The 20,338-nt window shown below is 46.8% G+C and carries 20 protein-coding genes; 13 read left to right on the plus strand and 7 right to left on the minus strand.

Annotated elements, in window-relative coordinates; all coding sequences use genetic code 11:
- Positions 1 to 383: 383 nt before the first annotated feature.
- From FW415_RS02120 to FW415_RS02150, 7 genes are all read left to right on the plus strand, one after another.
- Positions 384 to 992, plus strand: coding sequence for a hypothetical protein (locus FW415_RS02120; protein ID WP_148382651.1), 609 nt, complete (start codon positions 384 to 386; stop codon positions 990 to 992).
- A gap of 123 nt (positions 993 to 1,115) precedes the next feature.
- Positions 1,116 to 2,297 carry a 6-bladed beta-propeller gene (locus tag FW415_RS02125; protein WP_168208628.1) on the plus strand — a complete coding sequence of 394 codons (1,182 nt, stop codon included), beginning with the start codon at positions 1,116 to 1,118 and terminating at the stop codon, positions 2,295 to 2,297.
- A 108-nt stretch (positions 2,298 to 2,405) separates the two neighbouring features.
- A complete protein-coding gene (locus tag FW415_RS02130) occupies positions 2,406 to 5,126 on the plus strand; it encodes a TonB-dependent receptor (protein WP_148382653.1) in 2,721 nt (906 codons plus the stop codon).
- Between the two features lie 345 nt (positions 5,127 to 5,471).
- Positions 5,472 to 5,807, plus strand: a complete 336-nt coding sequence (locus FW415_RS02135) for a hypothetical protein (RefSeq protein WP_148382654.1) — start codon at positions 5,472 to 5,474, stop codon at positions 5,805 to 5,807.
- Between the two features lie 103 nt (positions 5,808 to 5,910).
- Positions 5,911 to 7,083: a 6-bladed beta-propeller gene (locus FW415_RS02140; protein WP_148382655.1), complete on the plus strand. Its 1,173-nt coding sequence runs from the start codon at positions 5,911 to 5,913 to the stop codon at positions 7,081 to 7,083.
- Between the two features lie 149 nt (positions 7,084 to 7,232).
- A complete protein-coding gene (locus FW415_RS02145) occupies positions 7,233 to 8,363 on the plus strand; it encodes a hypothetical protein (RefSeq protein WP_148382656.1) in 1,131 nt (376 codons plus the stop codon).
- Between the two features lie 10 nt (positions 8,364 to 8,373).
- Positions 8,374 to 8,988, plus strand: coding sequence for a hypothetical protein (locus FW415_RS02150; protein ID WP_148382657.1), 615 nt, complete (start codon positions 8,374 to 8,376; stop codon positions 8,986 to 8,988).
- 314 nt (positions 8,989 to 9,302) lie between these two features.
- On the opposite strand, the gene FW415_RS02155 is transcribed toward FW415_RS02150, so the two are convergent.
- Together FW415_RS02155 and FW415_RS02160 are read right to left on the minus strand one after the other, a co-directional pair.
- On the minus strand, positions 9,303 to 10,070 hold the full coding sequence (locus tag FW415_RS02155) for an SDR family oxidoreductase (protein ID WP_148382658.1): 768 nt from the start codon (positions 10,068 to 10,070) through the stop codon (positions 9,303 to 9,305).
- A gap of 79 nt (positions 10,071 to 10,149) precedes the next feature.
- Positions 10,150 to 10,719: a Crp/Fnr family transcriptional regulator gene (locus FW415_RS02160; protein ID WP_148382659.1), complete on the minus strand. Its 570-nt coding sequence runs from the start codon at positions 10,717 to 10,719 to the stop codon at positions 10,150 to 10,152.
- Between the two features lie 213 nt (positions 10,720 to 10,932).
- Here FW415_RS02160 and FW415_RS02165 point away from each other — a divergent pair, with 213 nt between their 5' ends.
- The 3 genes from FW415_RS02165 to FW415_RS02175 all read left to right on the plus strand — a co-directional run bounded on the left by FW415_RS02165 (position 10,933) and on the right by FW415_RS02175 (position 13,021).
- Entirely contained in the window at positions 10,933 to 11,466 is a 534-nt protein-coding gene (locus FW415_RS02165; RefSeq protein ID WP_210420817.1) for a Crp/Fnr family transcriptional regulator, read from the plus strand.
- A gap of 68 nt (positions 11,467 to 11,534) precedes the next feature.
- Positions 11,535 to 12,161: an FMN-dependent NADH-azoreductase gene (locus FW415_RS02170; protein ID WP_148382661.1), complete on the plus strand. Its 627-nt coding sequence runs from the start codon at positions 11,535 to 11,537 to the stop codon at positions 12,159 to 12,161.
- Positions 12,162 to 12,178: 17 nt separating this feature from the next.
- The gene (locus FW415_RS02175; RefSeq protein WP_148382662.1) at positions 12,179 to 13,021 is read left to right on the plus strand and encodes a GNAT family N-acetyltransferase; all 843 of its coding nucleotides are present in this window, start codon (positions 12,179 to 12,181) and stop codon (positions 13,019 to 13,021) included.
- Between the two features lie 23 nt (positions 13,022 to 13,044).
- Here the strand turns inward: FW415_RS02175 and FW415_RS02180 are convergent, their stop codons facing one another.
- The 4 genes from FW415_RS02180 to FW415_RS02195 form a co-directional block, all read right to left on the minus strand.
- Positions 13,045 to 14,685 carry a S1C family serine protease gene (locus FW415_RS02180; protein WP_168208629.1) on the minus strand — a complete coding sequence of 547 codons (1,641 nt, stop codon included), beginning with the start codon at positions 14,683 to 14,685 and terminating at the stop codon, positions 13,045 to 13,047.
- An 80-nt stretch (positions 14,686 to 14,765) separates the two neighbouring features.
- Positions 14,766 to 15,908 (minus strand): TlpA disulfide reductase family protein, encoded by a 1,143-nt coding sequence (locus FW415_RS02185; RefSeq protein ID WP_148382664.1) that lies wholly within the window; start codon positions 15,906 to 15,908, stop codon positions 14,766 to 14,768.
- Between the two features lie 99 nt (positions 15,909 to 16,007).
- Positions 16,008 to 16,991, minus strand: a complete 984-nt coding sequence (locus tag FW415_RS02190; RefSeq protein WP_148382665.1) for an alpha/beta hydrolase — start codon at positions 16,989 to 16,991, stop codon at positions 16,008 to 16,010.
- Between the two features lie 76 nt (positions 16,992 to 17,067).
- Positions 17,068 to 17,667, minus strand: a complete 600-nt coding sequence (locus tag FW415_RS02195; RefSeq protein ID WP_148382666.1) for a Crp/Fnr family transcriptional regulator — start codon at positions 17,665 to 17,667, stop codon at positions 17,068 to 17,070.
- Positions 17,668 to 17,803: 136 nt separating this feature from the next.
- Between FW415_RS02195 and FW415_RS02200 the strand changes: the two genes are divergently transcribed.
- The 3 genes from FW415_RS02200 (at position 17,804) to FW415_RS02210 (ending at position 19,852) form a co-directional block, all read left to right on the plus strand.
- Entirely contained in the window at positions 17,804 to 18,151 is a 348-nt protein-coding gene (locus FW415_RS02200; protein ID WP_148382667.1) for a TfoX/Sxy family protein, read from the plus strand.
- 73 nt (positions 18,152 to 18,224) lie between these two features.
- Positions 18,225 to 18,569: a YciI family protein gene (locus FW415_RS02205; protein ID WP_148382668.1), complete on the plus strand. Its 345-nt coding sequence runs from the start codon at positions 18,225 to 18,227 to the stop codon at positions 18,567 to 18,569.
- A gap of 11 nt (positions 18,570 to 18,580) precedes the next feature.
- Positions 18,581 to 19,852: an RNA polymerase sigma factor gene (locus tag FW415_RS02210; RefSeq protein WP_148382669.1), complete on the plus strand. Its 1,272-nt coding sequence runs from the start codon at positions 18,581 to 18,583 to the stop codon at positions 19,850 to 19,852.
- 53 nt (positions 19,853 to 19,905) lie between these two features.
- Here the strand turns inward: FW415_RS02210 and FW415_RS02215 are convergent, their stop codons facing one another.
- Entirely contained in the window at positions 19,906 to 20,265 is a 360-nt protein-coding gene (locus FW415_RS02215) for a nuclear transport factor 2 family protein (RefSeq protein WP_210420818.1), read from the minus strand.
- Between the last annotated feature and the right edge of the window lie 73 nt (positions 20,266 to 20,338).

Below are 20,338 nucleotides of genomic sequence, written 5' to 3' on the forward strand. Positions count from 1 at the left end.
TTTACCAGGAACACATCACAACATGGGCAAAAATATGGAAGTAAAGGCGAGGGGAAAAAATGGCTTCCTCAACGGAGGCAACCGTGATAAGGATACATCCGGGAAAGTAATTTATCAACCAATAAAAATCAAGGCTTCCAGCCGATAAAAGATCAATTTTCAACTTTAGTCGGTCGCCATTGATTTGAAATATTTCTTTTGGAATTTACTTATTTGTTCTATATTAGCCCCTGTTGGTGGCCACTTGTGAAGTATGAAACCCTTTGACATAACGGTTGTCAGCAGCCCGATTTGTTAGCCGATATTCTCCGTTAATATTGCGAAGGCGGCGCGTGTAATTTTTCTGAATATATAATTATTGTTCTGTAACGTAACCTTAAACTATGAAATCAAATGGCTTAATAAAGCTCTTTATGCTGTTGGGCTTTATTGTATCCGGTTTCTTTATGGCTAAATTTATCTCGGCGCAAAAAAGATCACTGGAATCATTGATGGTATCAAAGCAAGAGATCGGAAAAGCTTTCGGGGACTATGTGCTGACATCCTCGGCCAGTGTTTCCATCAAAAACCATACGCTGGTGAATGAACGGTTTGATACGGTCCCCGGTATTAATGGCTTGTTTATGAACGGGCGATATAAGCTCGGAATTTATCTCAGTGATCGGCAGTGTGTAGAATGCCAGATGGATGCACTGACTTATCTTAATTTATTCAGTGACAGCATTGGTGTTGAGAATACCATCATTTTCTCTAACTATCATAATATGAATGAATTATCGGTTCTAAAGGAAAGGGCGAAAACGAAAACGGAAGTACTGAACGCCATGAGAAATTTTTTCTCCGATAATATTTCAAATGCCAATACACCGTTTTTTTTCCTCGTTGACAGTTCTTTAACAGTTTCTTCATTATTTATGCACAATAAGTCGGTGCCGGCAGCAACTGAGTTTTACCTGGGATCGGTAAAACTATTGGTTGGAAGTGGTTCCTGATAGAAACAACGGTGTGTTGACGGGTTTGACCGATTAATAGAAGATACAGAAATGTTTAAAAGTAAAAGGCTTCGCAATACAGGAGCAACGATCATTGCCATTCTTTCAGGTTCATTATTAAATATGAATCTATTCGCGCAGAGAGATGCGAGGGAGATCCGGATAGACCCGGATCGGCCAATGGGTAGTGCTGTGGGCAGGATTTTCGGTGTTGTCAGGTACATATCCCTGGAAACAACCAAAGAAAGTACACTGGGCCGTGTTGACAAACTGTATGTGACCGACTCGCTTTTTATTATTCTTGACTATGCTACCAACAATGTCTTTTTATTCAGGAAGGATGGCAAGTTCCATGCGAAGATAAATGGAGGTCCCAAACCGGAATATGGAGGGATAAAATTCTTGAATATAGACAGGCAGCGGAAAACTATCATGTTCAAAGATGCAAGGAATGGAATTAAAATGTATGATTTTGACGGCAATCTCCTGCCGGACTTGAAGAAAGACAGGAATTTTGAGTATTTCCATACCTTGAGAGATAGCGTGACCCTTTATTATAGCCTGAATTATGATTACAGGAAAGACAAAAAGGACTCCCTGGATTATGAGTTGAAGTTCTACCGGGGAGACAGTTTGTCCGGCCGCGCGTTTTCATACAGGAATTACAATAAAACAATCAGAAATGATGACCTGATCACGGGATCTGAGGGTGTTTTCTTTGAAACGGGAAATGATAGTACAGTGCATTTTATACGCACCTACCGCTACCAGGTTTATACCGTGTCGCGGGATTCTGTTTCGGATGTATACCGTTTTGTTTTCCCCCGTGAGCGGTCTTTGCCCCAGGACTTCCTGAGCAATCCGGCATATTATGGTAATCGGGCCAAGTATGTTCTGTCAACAGGGGCGAAAGCCATATTCTCGATATTGTATTTTTATAAGGTGAAAAACCTGGCCTTTTTCAGGCTGCAGACAGTGGATAAACCGAGGAAACAATCTTATTCCTTTGTATACAACCTGGATACTCAAATGCTTTATGCGGTGGACCACATCGCGCCCGATCCATCAAATTTTTATCTTCCCATAGGCACGTCCAATGGGTTTCCCACTGCGAATTTTGTAACGCATGGTTTCCTGACCACAGATGGGAACGCCATATATGCAGCTGCTTCATCACAGGAGATGTTTGCCGCGAAAGACATGGCCGCAGAAAAGAACTTGACCTATAGCGATGACCTGAGGGAATATTTTGAGCGGAATACCATAAAGAGTAACCCGGTTATTATCCAGATGATCCCTAAGTAAAATAAAAATAAATTGCGAAGTTCCCTGATAATCCTGTTTTTGTTCTGTTTTTGCTATTCTTCCCGCGCCCAGAAAGCTGATAGTAGCTGGAATGGTGCAGTGAAGGGTATGGTAAGGGATTCTGCAAACGACATAGACCTGCAATCCGCTACGATTGCTGTTTACAACGAGAAAGACTCGACTTTGCTCGGTTACCGGTTGACTAATGGCCTGGGCGAATTCCATATCACGGGTTTGCCGGTGGGAATAAGCTTGAAAGTAGTAGCCAGTTTCATCGGCTATCAAAGCAGGTCTGTGACCTTCAAAATCAGTCCGGGTGGACTGAGTAACCTCAAACCGGTCTACCTTCAAAGGAGCGACAGGCAACTGAAAGAGGTGACGGTCCTTGCGCATCCTCCGGTGCGCATGAACGGCGATACACTTGAGTTCTTTTCGGATGCCTTTAGTTTATACGAGAATGCAGTTGTAGAGGATTTGTTGACCAAATTACCGGGTGTAACGGTATGGGGAGACGGTACGATCACGATCAATGGCAGAAAAGTCAACCAGGTGCTTGTCAACGGAAAACCTTTCTTTGGAGGGAATACCAACGTCGCGATCAAAAACATTCCTAAAGATGCGGTCGAGAAAGTACAGGTCTACCAGCAACAGGGTCAATCCGGGATCACCCAGGATTCCCTGACGAATGTTAACATACAACTTAAGAAGCATAAAAGCGCGGGCTTTTTCGGCAAGCTGGCTGCCGGATATGGAACGAGAGAAAGGTATGAAGCGGATGCAAACATGAATATTTTCTCAACCCGTTCGGAATTGGGGATCGTGGCGGGATTGAACAATGTGAATAAAATAGCTGGGAACGTGAGCGATCTCATCGAGAACAGCGTTTATAAAAGCACCGGCGTATCGATGGACTATCAGCCTGATTTCAGTATGCAGGGCACCAATCGTCCTCTATCGGGCGGTGTAATATTCAGGCATGATTTTATCTCCAATCCCAACGCCTACAATAATAACAGGTTAACCGCCACGTATTTCCTCAGGGATAATACCTTGCTGAATCTTCGGGAAACCAGCACCATTACTTTATTGGGTGGGGACAGCATACAGCTGAAGGATAATAACCGGCATGCGAAACAGTCCGGTACTATCCAGGATTTATCCATACGGTACGATAAGAAAAAAGACTTTAAATCGTATTTCATTTCCACAAAAATAAATTCCCGTCAGGACCGCAACTTCTACTCGGAAGTACAGAACAACTTCCTGAACGATACCTCGAAGCTGACCAGTATCAGTAATAAAGAAGAAGAGGTAGACAGCAATATCAGGAAATTTTCGCTGGAAACCGGATTTAACAAGTCCAAACCGTCCCTGAAGCCGGCGGACATTGATCTGAAATACTCACTAAGCATCGACAGTGACAGGAACAGCAGGTCAAGGGTAAACGATTTCTTTTCACTGGATGATCCCGCTGAAAATCGAAACTTCAATCGCCTGTATCAGCGCCGGGGCAATGATATGTCGCATCAATTATGGGCAAGCTTTGGGGATCTTCTGAAATGGATCCCCGCTGACCGGAATTTTATGCCCGGATTATCATTGAAAATTCAGAATTCGTTGAGTATAGATACCCGGAATGAAAGAAATATCGTGCATGATATCCATCCGCAGGACGGAAACCTGGTGTTAAACAGGAATCTGACGAATAATATCAGTACGCTCCTTCTCAATGAGCAACCGGCGTTGCTGCTGGTAAAGCATTTTTCCAGGAGTTTGCCGGACAGGTATTCAAAGGATTGGGTGATCAGCTTAAATCTGCAGACGCAATATTACCACCAGCGAAGCAGGTCCGATCAAGCCTTTCAGAATATCACCAGAAGTTACCAGAAGGGAACGCCGGGGATATTTCTAAACTATAGTAATTTCCAGGTCGGAGAGTTCAGGGATAATTTCAAACTTGGTTTCAAGCTGTCTTCTGAATACCCGACAATAGAGCAGTTAGCCGGATTGGTGGACAGTTCCGATCAGTATTTTATCCGGCAGCCGAACAGGGCCCTGCGGGAAACGGAAAGAAAGGAAATTAAATTCAGTTTTCAGCATAGTAGCCTGCGTTCCAGGAATAGCTTAGGCTACGAATTTGATATCCGCGCTGGTGTGCTGGATAATGCATTTTCAGACAGCATATTGATCGACAACCTAGGACGAGGCACCTATTTTACGACGAATATGGACGGGAATTCGTATCTGAACGCCAACGGAAAGCTGACAATGGCATTGAAGCTTACGGACCACCAGATCCAGTTTGCACCGAGCGCCGGAATAGAACTCTCGAAATCGCCCTCGTACATTAATAATGAAAGAAATTTTTCCAGGAATAGGACGGGAAGATTTGGCCTGATGATCAATTATACACTCATGGATAAACTGGCTGTTTACCTGGAGAACGGAGTAACGTTGTATACTTCAAGGCAGGAAGGCGCTAATGGGAATTTGTTCAGGAACAGTAACCAGTTCAACCGGCTGGCGGTAAGTACAAACGTTACCCGGAAGTTATTCCTTGGCAGTAATATAACGGTAAACCGGTCTACTACTTCCTCGTTTTCACCATTTACGTTCACCTTGTGGAACACCAATATTGCATACCGGTTCATGAAATCGGATAACCTGGAAGTAAAGTGTTCGGCATTAGACCTGTTGAGGCAAAACAGGAGCATCATCAATTATGGCAACAATATCATGCTGACACGGGGAACAGCGAATGTGCTTCAACAATATTTTATCGTTACGGTTTCCTACTTTCCGAGAAAATTTGGTAAAAACGGAAATTAGGAAGCCCATATTGAATAGTAAAATTTGTCTTGCGGATGTTCTGTTTTTTGCGTATGTTTGACTAGGAAAATCTCTATCTATGAACCCGATATATTAGTGGTTTTGTTAACTGTGTTGATCTTTCGCGGTATTATAGTATTAGCTTAGATGTGCATAACCCGGGCCGGTAGTGTACGGCGTGGCATTTAATCGTGCTCGTACATCTGGTATTCTCAATTGTTCCATTCCTGTAGCACGTATGCTTTTCATAAGGCATGGGAACAACCCTTTGTTTCGTGTTCTACCTAGAATAGAACCTCCGGAAACGTAGCATATTCATTTAATAATAAACCTAAAAATTCAAGTATGAGAATTAACATGTTACTGGGCCTATTGGCAGTACTATTGTTTTCCGGCAGTATTGCATTTGCCTCTACCTATTTAAACTCCACAGCCGGTTTGTCCTTAAGTACGGATACCGGCACAGATCCTGACGATACGGGTACTGATGTGGAAGCTAAAAAATATTGGAAGAACGCCGGACCTACCCTTTGTACCTATACCGTTTGGGTTCCCAAACCCGGCGGTGGTATGGAGCCCGTTGACTTGACAGGTATTGAAGATATCTGTGTAAAGACCAAAGAAGTGGATAAATGCACGGAAATAGATTGCGGGCCGCCGGCAACAGATACCGGCTTCTAACATAGGCCTGCTTATAGTATCAGAGCTATTGACATGCAGTGATCGATAGCTCTGATACTTGTATTCTTTGTTTTAACCATTTATTTATTCCACACTGCCTGATATGAGATACAAACCAGGAAGTAGGTTGTTGCTTGCAGTTTCGATATTCCTTATTGGCTGTAATCTTCAAAAACCTGAAGTAATATTTTCAACAGATCGGCTGATACCCATTAAAATTGACAGCATTGCCTCAGCAAGGAATATATCGGAATTTGCGACCGGCGTTGCATATATACCATTGCAAACTTCGAACGGATGCAGGATAGGTAAGATCAGAAAGGTGGACTTTGTGCAGGACAGGTTCGTTATCCTCGCTTCCAATGCCAACACAAAAGAAGTGCTCGTATTCGACACGCTTGGGCGTTTTTCATATAAGATAGACAGGTTAGGTACTTCAACATTTAGAAATAATGATCTGGTGGATTTTGAAGCGGATCACCTGTCGGGTGAAATATATGTATATTTTAATGAGAAGGGTTATATCGGAAAGTATGACGTTCGCAACGGGAAGCTGCTGGACGGGATGGATGCACCGCGATTTTTCTATCATTTTTCCGTTCTTCCTGATCACCTCCTTTTTTTCAGGGACGGTTCGGTACGCTATAATGACGAGTACGGAGATTCCAGGATCTATGAGTTTGACAAACACAAGCGGATGCAGAAAAAGTGGCTTGGCTATCCTATAAACCCCAAGGTCAATACGGGAGATATCTATTACGCCAAAAATAAACACAATGCATCCCTGCTGATCTCCAGATTTGCCTGTGATACAATATTCCAATATAAGAATTCCAGGATCGAAGCACTTTACAGCATCGATCCTCCTTTACAATATCCCTATGACCTGCGTCTTGCTAAAGATCAAAGTGAGCTGAGGACAATGATGTATAGCGACCGCTCCAGATATTTTGCGGACAGGATTTTTGATACGAAGGATAAACTGTATTTCCTGTACAAAAGTGGAAGATCTATCGGGTTGAATGTTTTTTACAAAGAAGATAAGCGAAGTGTTTTTATAGAACAATTCAATAACGATTTTAGCGAGATCCTCATTCCTGTTCCGGTCTATATCAATGATCACAATTTTATCAGTGTCGTATACCCGCATTTATTGAAGCAGCAGGTCAGTTTTGTTGCTCAGCCAGACACGCGTTATGATAGTTTGAAAAGCCTGGCTGCCCGTGTGTCTTACAACGATAATCCTGTTCTATGCCTGGTTACATTGAAAAACTGATTCAGGACTCATAAATGATTAAAGTGGAGTTAACAACAAGATCGGTGCATGTTATCATTTTCGCAGCTATATATGTTTTAATTGTAAGTTACGTATTTCAACCGCTTACGCTTCTCGGATTTGCCAGGCCGGACGATCATTGGATGCTTTTGAAGAACGAGCTCGTTCATCCTGATCAATTCGGGTGGGCATATTTTAAAAGCGTGTTTACCCGGGTGAACCAGATCCAGTATTCTCCGGTTAATACCTTGTACTTTAGCCTGGTTTTCAGAATCAATGGCTACGATCCTTATTACTACCACATTTCCAATTTGCTTGTCCACTTTCTGAATGCAATGCTGATCTTCCGGCTGGCAAAGCGGATTGTATCTATTTTCAATATTGGTAATGGAATGCTGATAGCATATATTGTCAGCTTGTTATGGTGTATTCATCCATTGAATGTGGAGCCCGTGACCTGGGTGTCTGGCTCCAAGATACTGCTGTGTACGTTGTTTACACTTTGTTCAATATTATGTTTCTTGAGGGCGTTGCTTTTGGATAAGATGATCTATTATGCCGGCAGCGCATTCCTGTGTATCCTATCTTTCCTTTGCAAGGAACTGGCTATTTTGACACCAGTCATGTTTTGTTTGATTACGTTTTGCGTTTATCGGGGTAAGGTACAGTATCTTAAAAAAATTCATTGGTGGTTCCTGGCGGCAATGATGGCAGTATCAATTATCCTGGGAGTAATTACAGCCGGCATTAACAGGATGGATACACAGGAATTCGCACCGATGGCGGGGTATTCATACGGACGAAGGGTTCTGTTGATCTTTTATTGCATCAGTTTTTACTTCGGAAACCTGTTGACACCGCTGAATCTGCACTATCATTACATGTACCCGATTCAACCGGATGGCCCGATACCTGTAATATTTTATCTATACCCGGTTTTTTTTGCCGGACTGACAGCCTTGTTTTGTTTCTTCCTGCGCGGATCCAGGGAGTTTTATTTCTATCTGCTTTGTACCGGCATTTTTGTTATTCAGATAGCGCTGTATATCCAGGTAATCCCGATGACCCGGCCCGCAATCGTTGCGGACAGGTATATGTATTTGCCCTCGTTCGCACTGCTACTGGCCGGGGTTCAATTTATATCAGACAAAATTGCGTTTAATCCCCAGCTGCGGTCTGGCAAGTTAATAGCCTCCGTGCTGGTGGCGGTGTACATAGGTTATTTCGCTAGTTATAGTCATCAACTGGCGAAGAATTGGCTTTCACTTGATCTAAGATAACTGTAAAACGATGGTCGGAAAGAGAACAGTATATTTAATGCTTGCTGTTATTATAGCGGCAACCCTTTTGGCGGCATATGGCCTTTTAGGGAAGGGAAAGGCGGCGCCCGCCGTCCATATGATCATGTATGGAAATACTTTTAGTTATGAAGCGCAGGCGGATTTTAACAATGAAAGTTTCTGGGATAATTATCCATATTGGGTTTTGCTTAGCAGGAATAAAAGCGTTCAACCTGGATTTTTGCTTAAAACCGGAAATGGAGCGACTGCTACCTTTAAGGATATTCTGACATCAGGCGACTCCCTGTTCTTCCGGTACCAGCGGGAGGGCCTGAATGATTCAACCCTGAATACCATTCTCAAAATAATTGTCCAATCCAATGCAACGGTAAGCATCATAACCGATAGATCGGCCATCCGCCAGTTGGAAAAGTTCGATGGCTTTGCGAAGTTAAAGGAACATATTTATACAACAGAGGTGATGCTCCCGCTCAGGATCGATCATTCAGGCCTTCCCTATTTTTTCCGGATCGATGGATATTTTAAAGTGCAGGATATTCTTGTCCCAAGAGAAGCCGTACCGGAAGTGATTCTAAAGTATCTTCATTTGATTTCCCCTAGTTAATGATTTGAAAATCTCCCACATTTTCTCCACTTTCACATCTAAACCAAGGCGTTTTACCGCATTTGATGAAGGATTGACAGGCTCATATGGGATGTCTTCCGCTTCGGAAACGAAGCCGGGAGTTTTGCCATGTTAAATAAAAGGTAATGTGGTAAAATTTTAGTTGAGATATTCCTGGAGTTTATATTTCTTAAATAATCTAAATTCAAGCTACGGTTTGGACCTGATTAAACCTGTCAGAAATGCGACTATTACCAGTAACAAAAAAAGTCCAGCAACCTTGCTTGCCGGACTTTTAATTGATCAATCTCTTCTTACCAGGGAATCTCGCCTGTTTCAGGATTTGTTTCTTCACTGAAAAATTTGCCTGTTGGTCCGTCTTCGTCAATCAGCGCGTATTTCGCAACACGTTTTCCTGCTTCTTCAACTTCACCACCATTATAGTTGGTAAAATCCGTTTTTGTATAACCCGGATCAACCATATTTACTTTGAACGCCGTGCCCCGAAGCTCATAAGCCAAATGGACCGTGTACATATTCAGGGCCGATTTTGAAGATCCATAAACCGCAAACTTTCCAAATTCATAAGCGGGCCAACCAGGGTCGCTTTGAAGGGATAATGAGCCAACTGTCGAACTTACCATTACAATTCTCGGTTCGGCCGCGTTTCCCAATAAATCCAGAAAAGCCTGCGTAACGCTTACCACACCGTAAACATTGGTTGCATACACTTCTTTGAATGTGTCAATACTTGCTTCTTTCGCTGTCCAGGTTTGTGCAATATAATTTCCGTTCCCGTCAAGTTTCACACCGCTAATAGCGGCGTTATTGATCAAAACGTCCAAACGATCAGTTTTTTTCCCGATTTCTGTCCGGGCATTTTTCACCGAATTATCATCAGTTACATCAAGTTGAATAGCTTCTACGTTTGTCAAGCCCTCGCCTTTCAGTTTTTCAACGGCTTGCAACCCATTTTCAAAACTTCGGCTTCCGATATAAACGTAAAATCCTTTTTGTAAAAGCTGCCTGGCTGTTTCCAAGCCTATGCCTTTGTTAGCGCCTGTAATGAATGCCTTTTTCATTTTGCTTCTATTTTTAAGTTAATGAAGCAAAGGTTGCGCAATTAAAAATGACCTGGTTTACCAAATGGTAAAAAGCGATTCAGCGAATATTTTTCCTGATTCTGCTTAATGATTGTTGCGTAATTCCCAGGTATGAAGCGATATAAGAAAGTGGGACACGATTTGCGAGTGCCGGAAATTTCTGGATGAACGACAAATAACGTGTTGTAGCGTCTTCTGAAACCAACGGACTTCTACTTTCTATTTTTTGCATCAAACATTTTTGCACTATTTTGGTCACAATTTTATCCCAGCCAATGATGGTGTTATCAATTTCGATCCAATCCTGTTTTGAAAATACCAGCAATTTGCAGTCTGTGACTGCCTGTACGTATTCCGAAGCCGCCATATTAGCATCAAAATTCAGGTAGTCTGTAACGAAATGTTTTTCGTCAATAAGATAATCCGTAATTTCCTCGCCTTTATTGTTGTAATAGCAAAAACGAAAGATGCCTTCAAGCACAAAACCCACTTGCCGTGGAATTTTACCGGCTTCTGAAAAATATTCGCCTTTACGAAGGTATGTTTCCGTTGCTTTCTGCTTGATCAGGTCTATTTGCTGTTTGTTCAGGTTGCCAAATTGCAAAATATATTCAATCAATTCTTCCATAGTACAAAGTTATTAAATGAATGGGGCTATGATTTACCATTTGGTAAATTTAGTACGCTCATAGCCAATGATACCCGATTTGCCCCTCACTACAACTATTTTTAGTAAATTCCGTCTGACTTCATCCTGTTAAACGGACTGTGTTTTTCTTATTTCCTGTATTGATTTGTAATGGATAACGCACTAATAAAGAATGTATTACGCCACATAAAAATGAGCGAAGAAGAATCCCTGATCTTCGGGCGCTTCTGGACAGAGAAGACTTTGGCCAAGGGGGATTTTCTGTTAAGGAATGGTGAGGTCTGCAAGTATGACAATTATGTTGTAACCGGCACCTTAAAGGCATTCTACATTGATCCGGAGAATGGCAAGGAGGAAATCCTCTATTTTGCCATCGATGACTGGTGGGCTACCGATATTGACAGTTTTTCCAGGCAAAAACCTTCGATATATGACATACAGGCTATTGAACAAACCACAGTCCTGCAAATCAATTATCACGCCTTTCAGCAAATGTTAAACGAGATACCTGCTTTGGAAAGGTACTTTCGCATAATACTGGAAGGTTACGCGGGAACCTTGCAACGAAGACTTATCTGGAACAACATACATGATGCGGAATACCGGTACTTCGACTTCCTGGCGCGTTATCCCGGTATTGCCAGGAAAGTACCCCAATACCTGATCGCGTCCTATTTGGGTATTTCTGCCGAATTTCTCAGCCGTATCCGAAAAAAACATAAGTAAGATTGAACCAGGTCAATTTTTCCGGGTTTAATAATCCGGATGTTTGCTGCTTTAAAACAAGTCAGCAAATGAAAAAAGTATTGATCATTAACGCAAGTGTCAGGGATAAAAGATCCCACAGCAGAGCACTGACGCAGTTCTTTGCAGAAAACTGGAAGTCCAGATACCCGGAGGATACATTTACTTACCGGGAGGTAGGAACGGAAAGCATTCCGCATATCGACAAGGCATGGATCACAAGTGCATTCGTCAAGCCGTCTGAACGAACGGAAGCAAACCAGTCCCCGCTTCTGTTGAGCGATCAGCTGGTAAAAGAGCTTAAAGATCACGATATCTATGTCATCGGTTCACCCATGTACAACTGGTCTATTCCGAGCGGTCTGAAAGCCTACATCGATCAGATCATGCGCATCAATGAAACATGGAAATTCAGGTCCGGCGTACCCGATGGCGACTATGTAGGCCTGCTTGAGAACAAAAAGATGTTCATACTTTCCAGCAGGGGCGATACGGGTTACGATGAAAACGGGAAAAATGCGCACATGAACTTTCAAACAACGTACCTGCGTTTTATTTTTGGTATTATGGGTGTTAAGGACATCACTGTTTTTTCCCAGGATAACGAAGAGTTCGGCGGCGAGATATTTGAACGTTCAAAACAAAAGGTCCGGGACTCCATAAGCCTGATCGAATAACGGCAATACAATATGTCATGAAGATAAAACCGCTAACGGGAACCGGTACAACAACGATCCTGACTACCTTCAACGAGGCTTTTTCCGATTATGTGGTGCCGCTGAAGCTGACGGAAGAACAACTTGGCAGCAAGTTCAGGAGGGAAAATATCAACCTGGAATTGTCTGTCGGCGCTTATGACCGGGATCAACTCGCGGGCTTCATCCTGCATGGCCTGGAAACCCGGCAAAACGGGACTGCCGCCTATAACGCGGCTACCGGTGTCATTCCGTCACACAGAGGGCAACGGTTAACACGCCGGCTTTACGAGGCTATACTCCCCGCGCTGCGGGCAAAGGGGATGAAAGCGATTTCTCTTGAGGTCATCACCACCAACATACCGGCATTGAAAACCTATAAAGAAACGGGGTTTCAGATTTCCCGGCGCCTGCTGTGTTATAAGGGTAAGCTGGAATTGGGCGAAACCCGGGGCAGCGGGAACGTCCACATACTTGAACACATTGATTGGGATCTGTTGAAGCTGTTTGGGGATTGGGAACCCACCTGGCAGCATGCTGTTCCGGCTATCGGGCGGATGGGAGCGCAAATGATCACCATCGGCTACATCACCGCGGGACAGGTTGTTGGATATGCCTGCTACGACCCGGTTGCTCACCGCGTTTCCCAGGTTGCCGTAAAACCTGATTGCAGGCGCCAGGGGATAGCCACTGCTTTGTTCGCTTATCTGTCCTCCCGTTATGGGGCCGATATGTCTGTCATTAATGTGGATGCAGCCGCTGTTGAAACGCAGGCATTTATCCACAAAACCGGCCTGCGGGAATTTATACAGCAGTTTGAGATGGTCCTGCAACTGGATTAAACGAAGCATACGCCACCCGGCATTCAGGGTAACTCCCCTCCTTTCAAGAACGTCCAAACCACTTCCGCAGGCACCGCTATCGTACTGGTGCGGCTGTATCGCGCTATATTGATGCCCTGAAAGCGCCCGTCCGCATCAAATACAGGCCCTCCGCACTGATCAGGCGTTAGTACGGCATCGTGCGCAAACACACGCGCAAACCCGTCTCTCCGCATGCTTTTACCACCGGCAAACATTTCCGCCGGATGATTGCCGGGTATCTGCGGCTTGTTTCCCAGTACCACCTGCTTTGTATAAAGACTGTCTCCCCGTTTCAGTTGCAGGGCAACGGTATCACCCGGCCAGTATGGCTGCAGTGCTTCGCCGTAGTCTTCCGCCTGCTGAAGCGCAATGCCATTGATGCTGATCACTTCATCTCCCACACTGAGGCCACCGGCGAAGGCGGGAGAATTTTTGCGCACAAAGGTGAGCAGCAGCGGGCCGCTTCTATGGGCAATAGAGGCGCCTAAAAAGCCAATGCTGTTGATCTTCGGCAGGCTGAAGGGAAGGCTTCCGGTTACACTGACGGCGTTGGATGTATCCAGGCGGGGGCTGACCAGGAATTTGCCGAGCTGTGCAAAGGACAGGCTGTCCGGCTTCTCCGCAGGAATGGCAATGCCATCCTTTATACCCTTTTTTACCTGTAACAGCACCAGGTCATTTTCCCGGTCGCGGCGCACAATGGTGGCTTTAACCTTTTGCCTGCCGAGCTGAACGAATGGCGCATCGCCCACCAGCGAACTTTTGCTCACGATATAACCGCCGGTGAATGCAGTACCATAGATATTTTCTGCTTTATGCTTTACCTGGCTGGTGATCAGCAAACAGGCCTTTTTAGCGGTACTGAAGATGGCGGGCAGGTTTTCAGGTACAGCATATGCTTTGAGCTGCGCGGCTTCAGGATCGTTGCCTACGGCATCGGTCACCTCCGGCATGGCGTTGTATTTCTTTGCCGTTTGCAGCGCTGTGCGGTATTTGCGGTACAGGTCCACCGGAATTTCGTAGTTGAATGATTCGGGTATGTTAATGGCGCTGTGTATGCCTATTACGCGTCCCAGGAAATCGAACAGCGGGCCGCCGGAATCACCCGGTTCCATGATACAGGTGGATTGTAAAAAACCGCGCTCATTGCCAGTACTGGCAATGCGCCCGAAACGCACCGTGGGCAGCGGCTGGTTGAGCGATTCAGGATACGCGATGCTGATGCAGGGCTGATCCTGCTGCAACGAAGCAGAATAACCCATTTCCGCATACGGCCAGATGCCGGGCGTGATGATCTTCATCCTGGACACATCGGGTACCGTGGGATCATCCGCCAGCTCTATTTTACCAAGCGCCAGGGCAATCGCTTCCCTGCCGTCCGGGAACATTACTTTATAGGTTTTGCCGGGTGTGGATGTATGCGCCGCAGTGAGTATGTCACCGTCCGGACTCACCACTACCGCGCTGAACTGGGCGCTCATTTGCTGCCTGGAGGCAGTATCGTAACCCCACATGCGCACGCTGGCGGGATATGCTTTTGCAATGGCCTGCTGTACCATGGTTTCCAACGGGCCGGGGGCCTGAGCGTAAACGCCGGAGGATATCATCATAAGGGCAATAACCAGCAGCTTGTATCTTTTCATCTGAAGAAGTAAAATGTAAGTATCCCGGCCAATCATTCAGCCGGGATACTTTACGTTGACATAGAGAAAAATAGAAAAAATCAGTTGTTGAAGATCTCGGACAGCTTCTCATTCAGCTTTTCGCCACGTACATTGTCCGCAATGATCTTGCCGTCCCTGTCTATAAGATAACAGGCCGGTACGCCTCTAACGCCATACAACCGGCCGGCGGCATTGTTCCAGCCTTTCAGGTCGGATACATGCAGCCAGGGAAGCCCGTCCTCTTCAATCGCCTGAAGCCAGTCCTTCTTCTTGGCATCCAGTGACACGGACAGGATTTCGAAGCCTTTGTCCTTATAGATCTTGTATTGTTTCAGCATATTGGGGTTCTCCGCACGGCAGGGGCTGCACCAGCTGGCCCAGAAGTCCAGCAGCACTACCTTTCCTTTGAGATCGGCCAGGGAGAGCGGTTTATCGTTAATATCATTCTGGGTAAAATCGGGAGCCGGTTTGCCAATGGCAGTAAGGCGTTCGGCGGCGATGCGCTGCTCCAGTTCCTTCGCCATATCTGTGCTGCGGAGATCTTTATCCAGCGCTTTCAGCAGTTTTTCAGCGGTAGCCATATCTGCATACGAGCCGGCTACTTCTGATAATCCGGTGAGCGCGAAATAAGAGCCCGGGTTGTTCTTTGTAAATTCGATCTGCTTCAGTCCACGTTGTTTCCTCAGTTCCGTTTGCCGGGCGTTAAGCGCGGCCATGAATTCCGGGTCCTGCCGGTCTTGCGGAGCCGCCTCTGCATATTCTTTCTGATATTGAGCGGTAAGCGCCATAATGGAGCCGCCGATCGCTTTGTTGTAAGCGGCGTGCTCGTCGTATATTTTGGAGCCTGTAAAAGCAGCGGTGCTTAAGGAGTCTTTGGAAGTTATCGTGATCTCCTCCGGCCCGAAATAAAAATAGATCACATCGGCGCCGGGTGAGTAGATGGAAAACGGCTTGCCTTTACCTTCATGATCGAGGGACATCCGGGCGGTGGTGTAACCGGTAACGGCGCCGCTGAGCTTGAATTCGCCATTGATCACGTTGGCCGAATCTTCTTTACCCTGCCCGGTGGCATCGGAATAATCGATATAAATTTTCGCCGGCTTATCCAGGCTACCGAGCTTCCCGGTGATGCTGAAGCTGGATTTCTGCGCAAAAACCGCTACAGGAGCCAATACTGCGAAAAACAAGGATCTCACTTTCATGTAATTGTTGGTTTTTTTGGTAAAAAAGGCGCATTCATCTGAAAACAGACCCGCCTGTCCACTATAATAAAGTGAGATACCTTGATTTTCTTAGCGTTTTCAGGAAAATAATTTGCTTTTGATCACCGCGGCGGCCTGCTCAATAGCGGTTTTTACGGCCGGAACATCCGCCAGCGGGTTCAGCAATCCGTAGTCATGGATCAGCCCGCTGTACCGCGTGAGGGTAACGGGCACGCCGGCCTCGTTCAATTTTCTGGCATAAGCTTCGCCTTCATCGCGCAGTACATCATTTTCCGCGGTCTGCACCAGTGCGGGCGGCAGGCCCTTCAGCTCCTCCGGTGCGGCCTGAAGCGGCGAGGCGTATTTTTCCTTTCGTTGTTCCCCGGCAGGGAGATAATTGTCCCAGAACCATTGCATCATGTTCCGGGTGAGGAACCTGCCTTCGCTGAACTGGAGGTACGAAGGCGTATCAAAATCGGCATCGGTCACCGGCCATAGCAAGACCTGCAGTTTTATGGCCGGGCCTTTTTTGTCTTTGGCCATCAGGGCGGTCACGGCAGCCATGTTCCCACCCACGCTGTTGCCCGCTACCGCCAGATTTTTCCCGTTCACGCCGATCTCCTCACCATGCTCCGCTACCCATGCGGTGGCGGCATAGATCTGGTTGATGGCGGTCGGGTAGCGGGCTTCGGGCGATGGCGTGTAATCCGGGAATACGGCTACGGCGCCGCTGGCGACCACAAGGTCCCTTACCAGCCTCCGGTGGGTGGAATAATCGCCCAGCACCCAGCCGCCGCCGTGGATGAAGATGAACACCGGCAAACCGGGTCCGGCGTTTTGAGGGCTGGTGATGTGGATGTTAACGGTTTCCCCGTTCTGCGTAATGGTCCTTTCCGTTTCCCTGATGCCGGAATAATCCACTTGTACGGATTCCTGTGCGCCGGTGAGCACCTGGCGGGCATCGGTGGGGCTCAATTGCTCCAGGGGCTTTCCGCCGCCGGAGTTAAGGGCTTTGAGGAAGGAGCGCACTTCGGCGAAGATCTGCGGATCTTCCTCCGCTTTGAGGTTTTTTTGCGGTTCCATGATGAATGTGTTTGATATGGTGAATAATTGATCAATGATCGGTGCGATGAAGCTCGTTCAGGAAAATGGCTGGTGATTAGATGGCTTGTCCGTCTTTCTTCCGTTGTACCTGCTTCTTCCTCAGCTCGCTCAGGTATTCCGGCGTAAATCCCAGAAACGACGCCAATACTTTTTGCGGCACCCGCTGGATAAAATCCGGATAGCTGGCGGTGAACAATTCATAGAACGCTTCTTTTGACAGGCGGAGGATGTATTTCACCCGGAATAGCGAAGCGGAATACGCCCGTTCGTAAATAAGCCGGAAATACCTTTCCATTGCCGGATATTCCCTCAGCATACTATCCATGGCATCCTTGTCTATTTCCAGCACTTCGGTATCTTCAAGCGCCTGCACGGAAAAAGAAGCTTTCCTGCGTTTGTTAAAAGCATCGATATCTGTCATCCACCAGTTTTCCAATGCAAACTGTATGGTTTGTTCATTCCCGTTCTCATCCAGGAAAAACATCCTGAGACAGCCTTTCACCACAAAATAATTCTTCCGGCAGGTCTTCCCTTCCGTGATCAGATGTTGTTTTTTCTTCACCCGGAGCGGATTGAAATACGGCAGGACCGAAGCGATCACATTTTTATCGATGTCAATATGTTTTTTGATATGATCAAACAGCGCTTCGGACATATACCGGTAATTTACAAAAAAACCATCTTGCCGGAAAATGCAAATGCCGGCCGGGACAACAAGGCCTCCTGTTGCGCCGGTTCGCAATTAAGCCTAGATTTACATCAACCTTTCCATTAACATTAAAAAGCAGGGTATGGCTTATGACCTCAAACTCGCCGAAAGGATACGGGAATACCTGGAAAAAATTCCCGGGCTGAATATTGAAGAAAAGAAAATGTTCCGCGGCCTCACTTTTATGGTCAACGGAAAAATGTGCGTTAACGTCAGCGGCACGAACCTCATGTGCCGTTTCGATCCGGGCCTCCAGGAGGAGATCATGGGCAGAAGGAGTGTATTGCCCGTGATCATGAAAGGGAATGAATATAAAGGCTATTGTTATGTTGAGCCCGCCGGATGCAGATCGAAAACCGACTTCGAATACTGGGTTGATCTGTGCCTGGCGTATAACAAACAGGCAAAATCCTCAAAAAAATCCCGGTGAGGATGTCCTGTTTCCCGCATCCCGATTGATATAGTGTTGTAATGCATATTTACTCACTTAAAAAATTAACAAGATGAAAGAATTCATGTTGATCTTCAGGCATGAGGATGGGGCCAGGGTGGCTTCTCCGGAACAGATACAGGTATGGATGAAGCAGACGATGGACTGGCTTGGCGGGATCGCTGCGCAAAACCGGCTGGTCAGCCAGGGTAACGGCCTTTCTTTTGGCGACAGCCGGGTGGTGCGTCATGGGAATATTGTGACCAACGGGCCTTTCGGCGAGATCAAGGAAACCATTGGCGGTTACGTTATTGTGCAGGCCGAATCTGTGGAAGAAGCCGTTGAATTTGCCAAAGGCAGCCCGGTATTGCAGGGGGAAGGCAACAGTGTGGAAGTACGTCCCATCGCAGGGCATTAAGCATGCGGACCATGGAGCATCAGGCATTGATACCGCATTTATTCCGGACAGAGGCAGGCAGGATCACTGCTGTGCTTTGCAGGAATTTCGGGCTGGAGCACATCGGGGCTGCGGAGGATATTACCAGCGAAACCTTCATGGCCGCGCTGGAAACCTGGCCATACAAAGGCATTCCTGAAAACCCGGCTGCCTGGCTCCATGCCGTTGCCAAAAACAAAGCCCGCAACTACCTGGCGCGCCACCAGCGCTTTACCGGGAAGGTGGCGCCCCGGTTGCGGGAAGACGGCGCCTCCACAATTCCTGAAACGGAGATCGATCTGTCAGACAACAATATCACGGACAGCCAGCTGCAAATGCTGTTCGCCATCTGTCACCCCGCTATTCCCGTGGAAGCGCAGATCGCGCTGGCGTTGCGCATCCTCTGCGGGTTCGGGATCGGGGAAATTGCCCATGCCTTCCTGGTGAGTCCGGACACCATCAGCAAACGCCTTACGCGGGCAAAAGAAAAACTGAGAACGGCTAAAGACCTGCCGGTATTCCCTTCCGGCCAGGAGATCAACAACCGGCTGGATGCCGTGCTCCTTACGCTCTATCTTCTGTTCAACGAAGGCTGTTATTCGGAAACGCAGGACACCGTGCTGCGGGAAGACCTTTGCCTGGAAGCCATGCGGCTGACCTACCTTCTGCTTGGCAACAACAGCACCAATCAGCCGGAAGTAAATGCCCTGCTGGCGCTGATGTGCTTTCACGCTTCCAGGTTTCCGGCCCGGAAAGACCGGCAGGGCGGCATCATCCTGTACCACGACCAGGACGAGTCGCGCTGGGACGCAGCGCTGATCGCCAAAGGCGCGGAGTTCCTGCACCGGGCATCAACCGGCAACAGGGTTTCCAGGTACCACCTGGAGGCCAGCATTGCTTACTGGCATACGATCAGGACAGATTCGGAAGAGAAATGGGAAAACATCCTCCAACTGTACAACCAGCTATTGACGATCGCCTATTCTCCCGTGGCGGCGCTCAACCGCACTTTTGCGTTGTCGAAAACCAAGGGTAAGCCCGAAGCCATCAAAGCGGCGGTAAAACTGCAGCTGACGGACAATCCGTATTATCATGCCCTGCTGGGCGAATTGTATGTTGATATCGATAACGCACAGGCCAGGAAGCATTTTGAAACCGCCCATGCCCTGGCCGGAACGGCCGGGGACAAGCGGGTGTTGCAGACGAGGCTGGACGCGCTGGCGGATCAAGGGGAACACGCCGCTAAAAACTCAGGGCTCCCGTAACCGGAAGCCCTGAAGTATCAACAGAAGGGCAGGGAATTCTCCCTTTCATGGGATCACTGCGGTTGTTTCTGCTCAAATACCATATAGCTGCTGATCTTTTTCACTTTCCCCTTTTCCAGCTCATACACATCACAGAAAAAACAGTTCCTGGGTTGCCCGTTCTCGTCCACAGAAGCGATGAAGCCGGTCCCGGCCACTTTGTCGCCATCAACGATCAGGTCCCCAATGGTAGCGGAGGTCATGGGCGGTACGGACTTGAAGAATTCGCGCAAAGCCTCTTTGCCCGGCGCCAGGTCAAAAAAGCCCGGCCAGCCCATTTGTATGTCATCTGTCGCGTGCGAAAGAACGGTCTCAATGTCCAGCCGCAGAAAAGCATCAATAACCTGTTTAACTACTTCCTTGTTGTTCATCATACATAGATTTGATTAGGAAAAAATATCGCGAAGGATACCTGCGATGTTCATTTGCCAGTCAAAAATAAATATG

This window comes from Chitinophaga sp. XS-30 (assembly GCF_008086345.1).
Lineage (GTDB): Bacteria > Bacteroidota > Bacteroidia > Chitinophagales > Chitinophagaceae > Chitinophaga.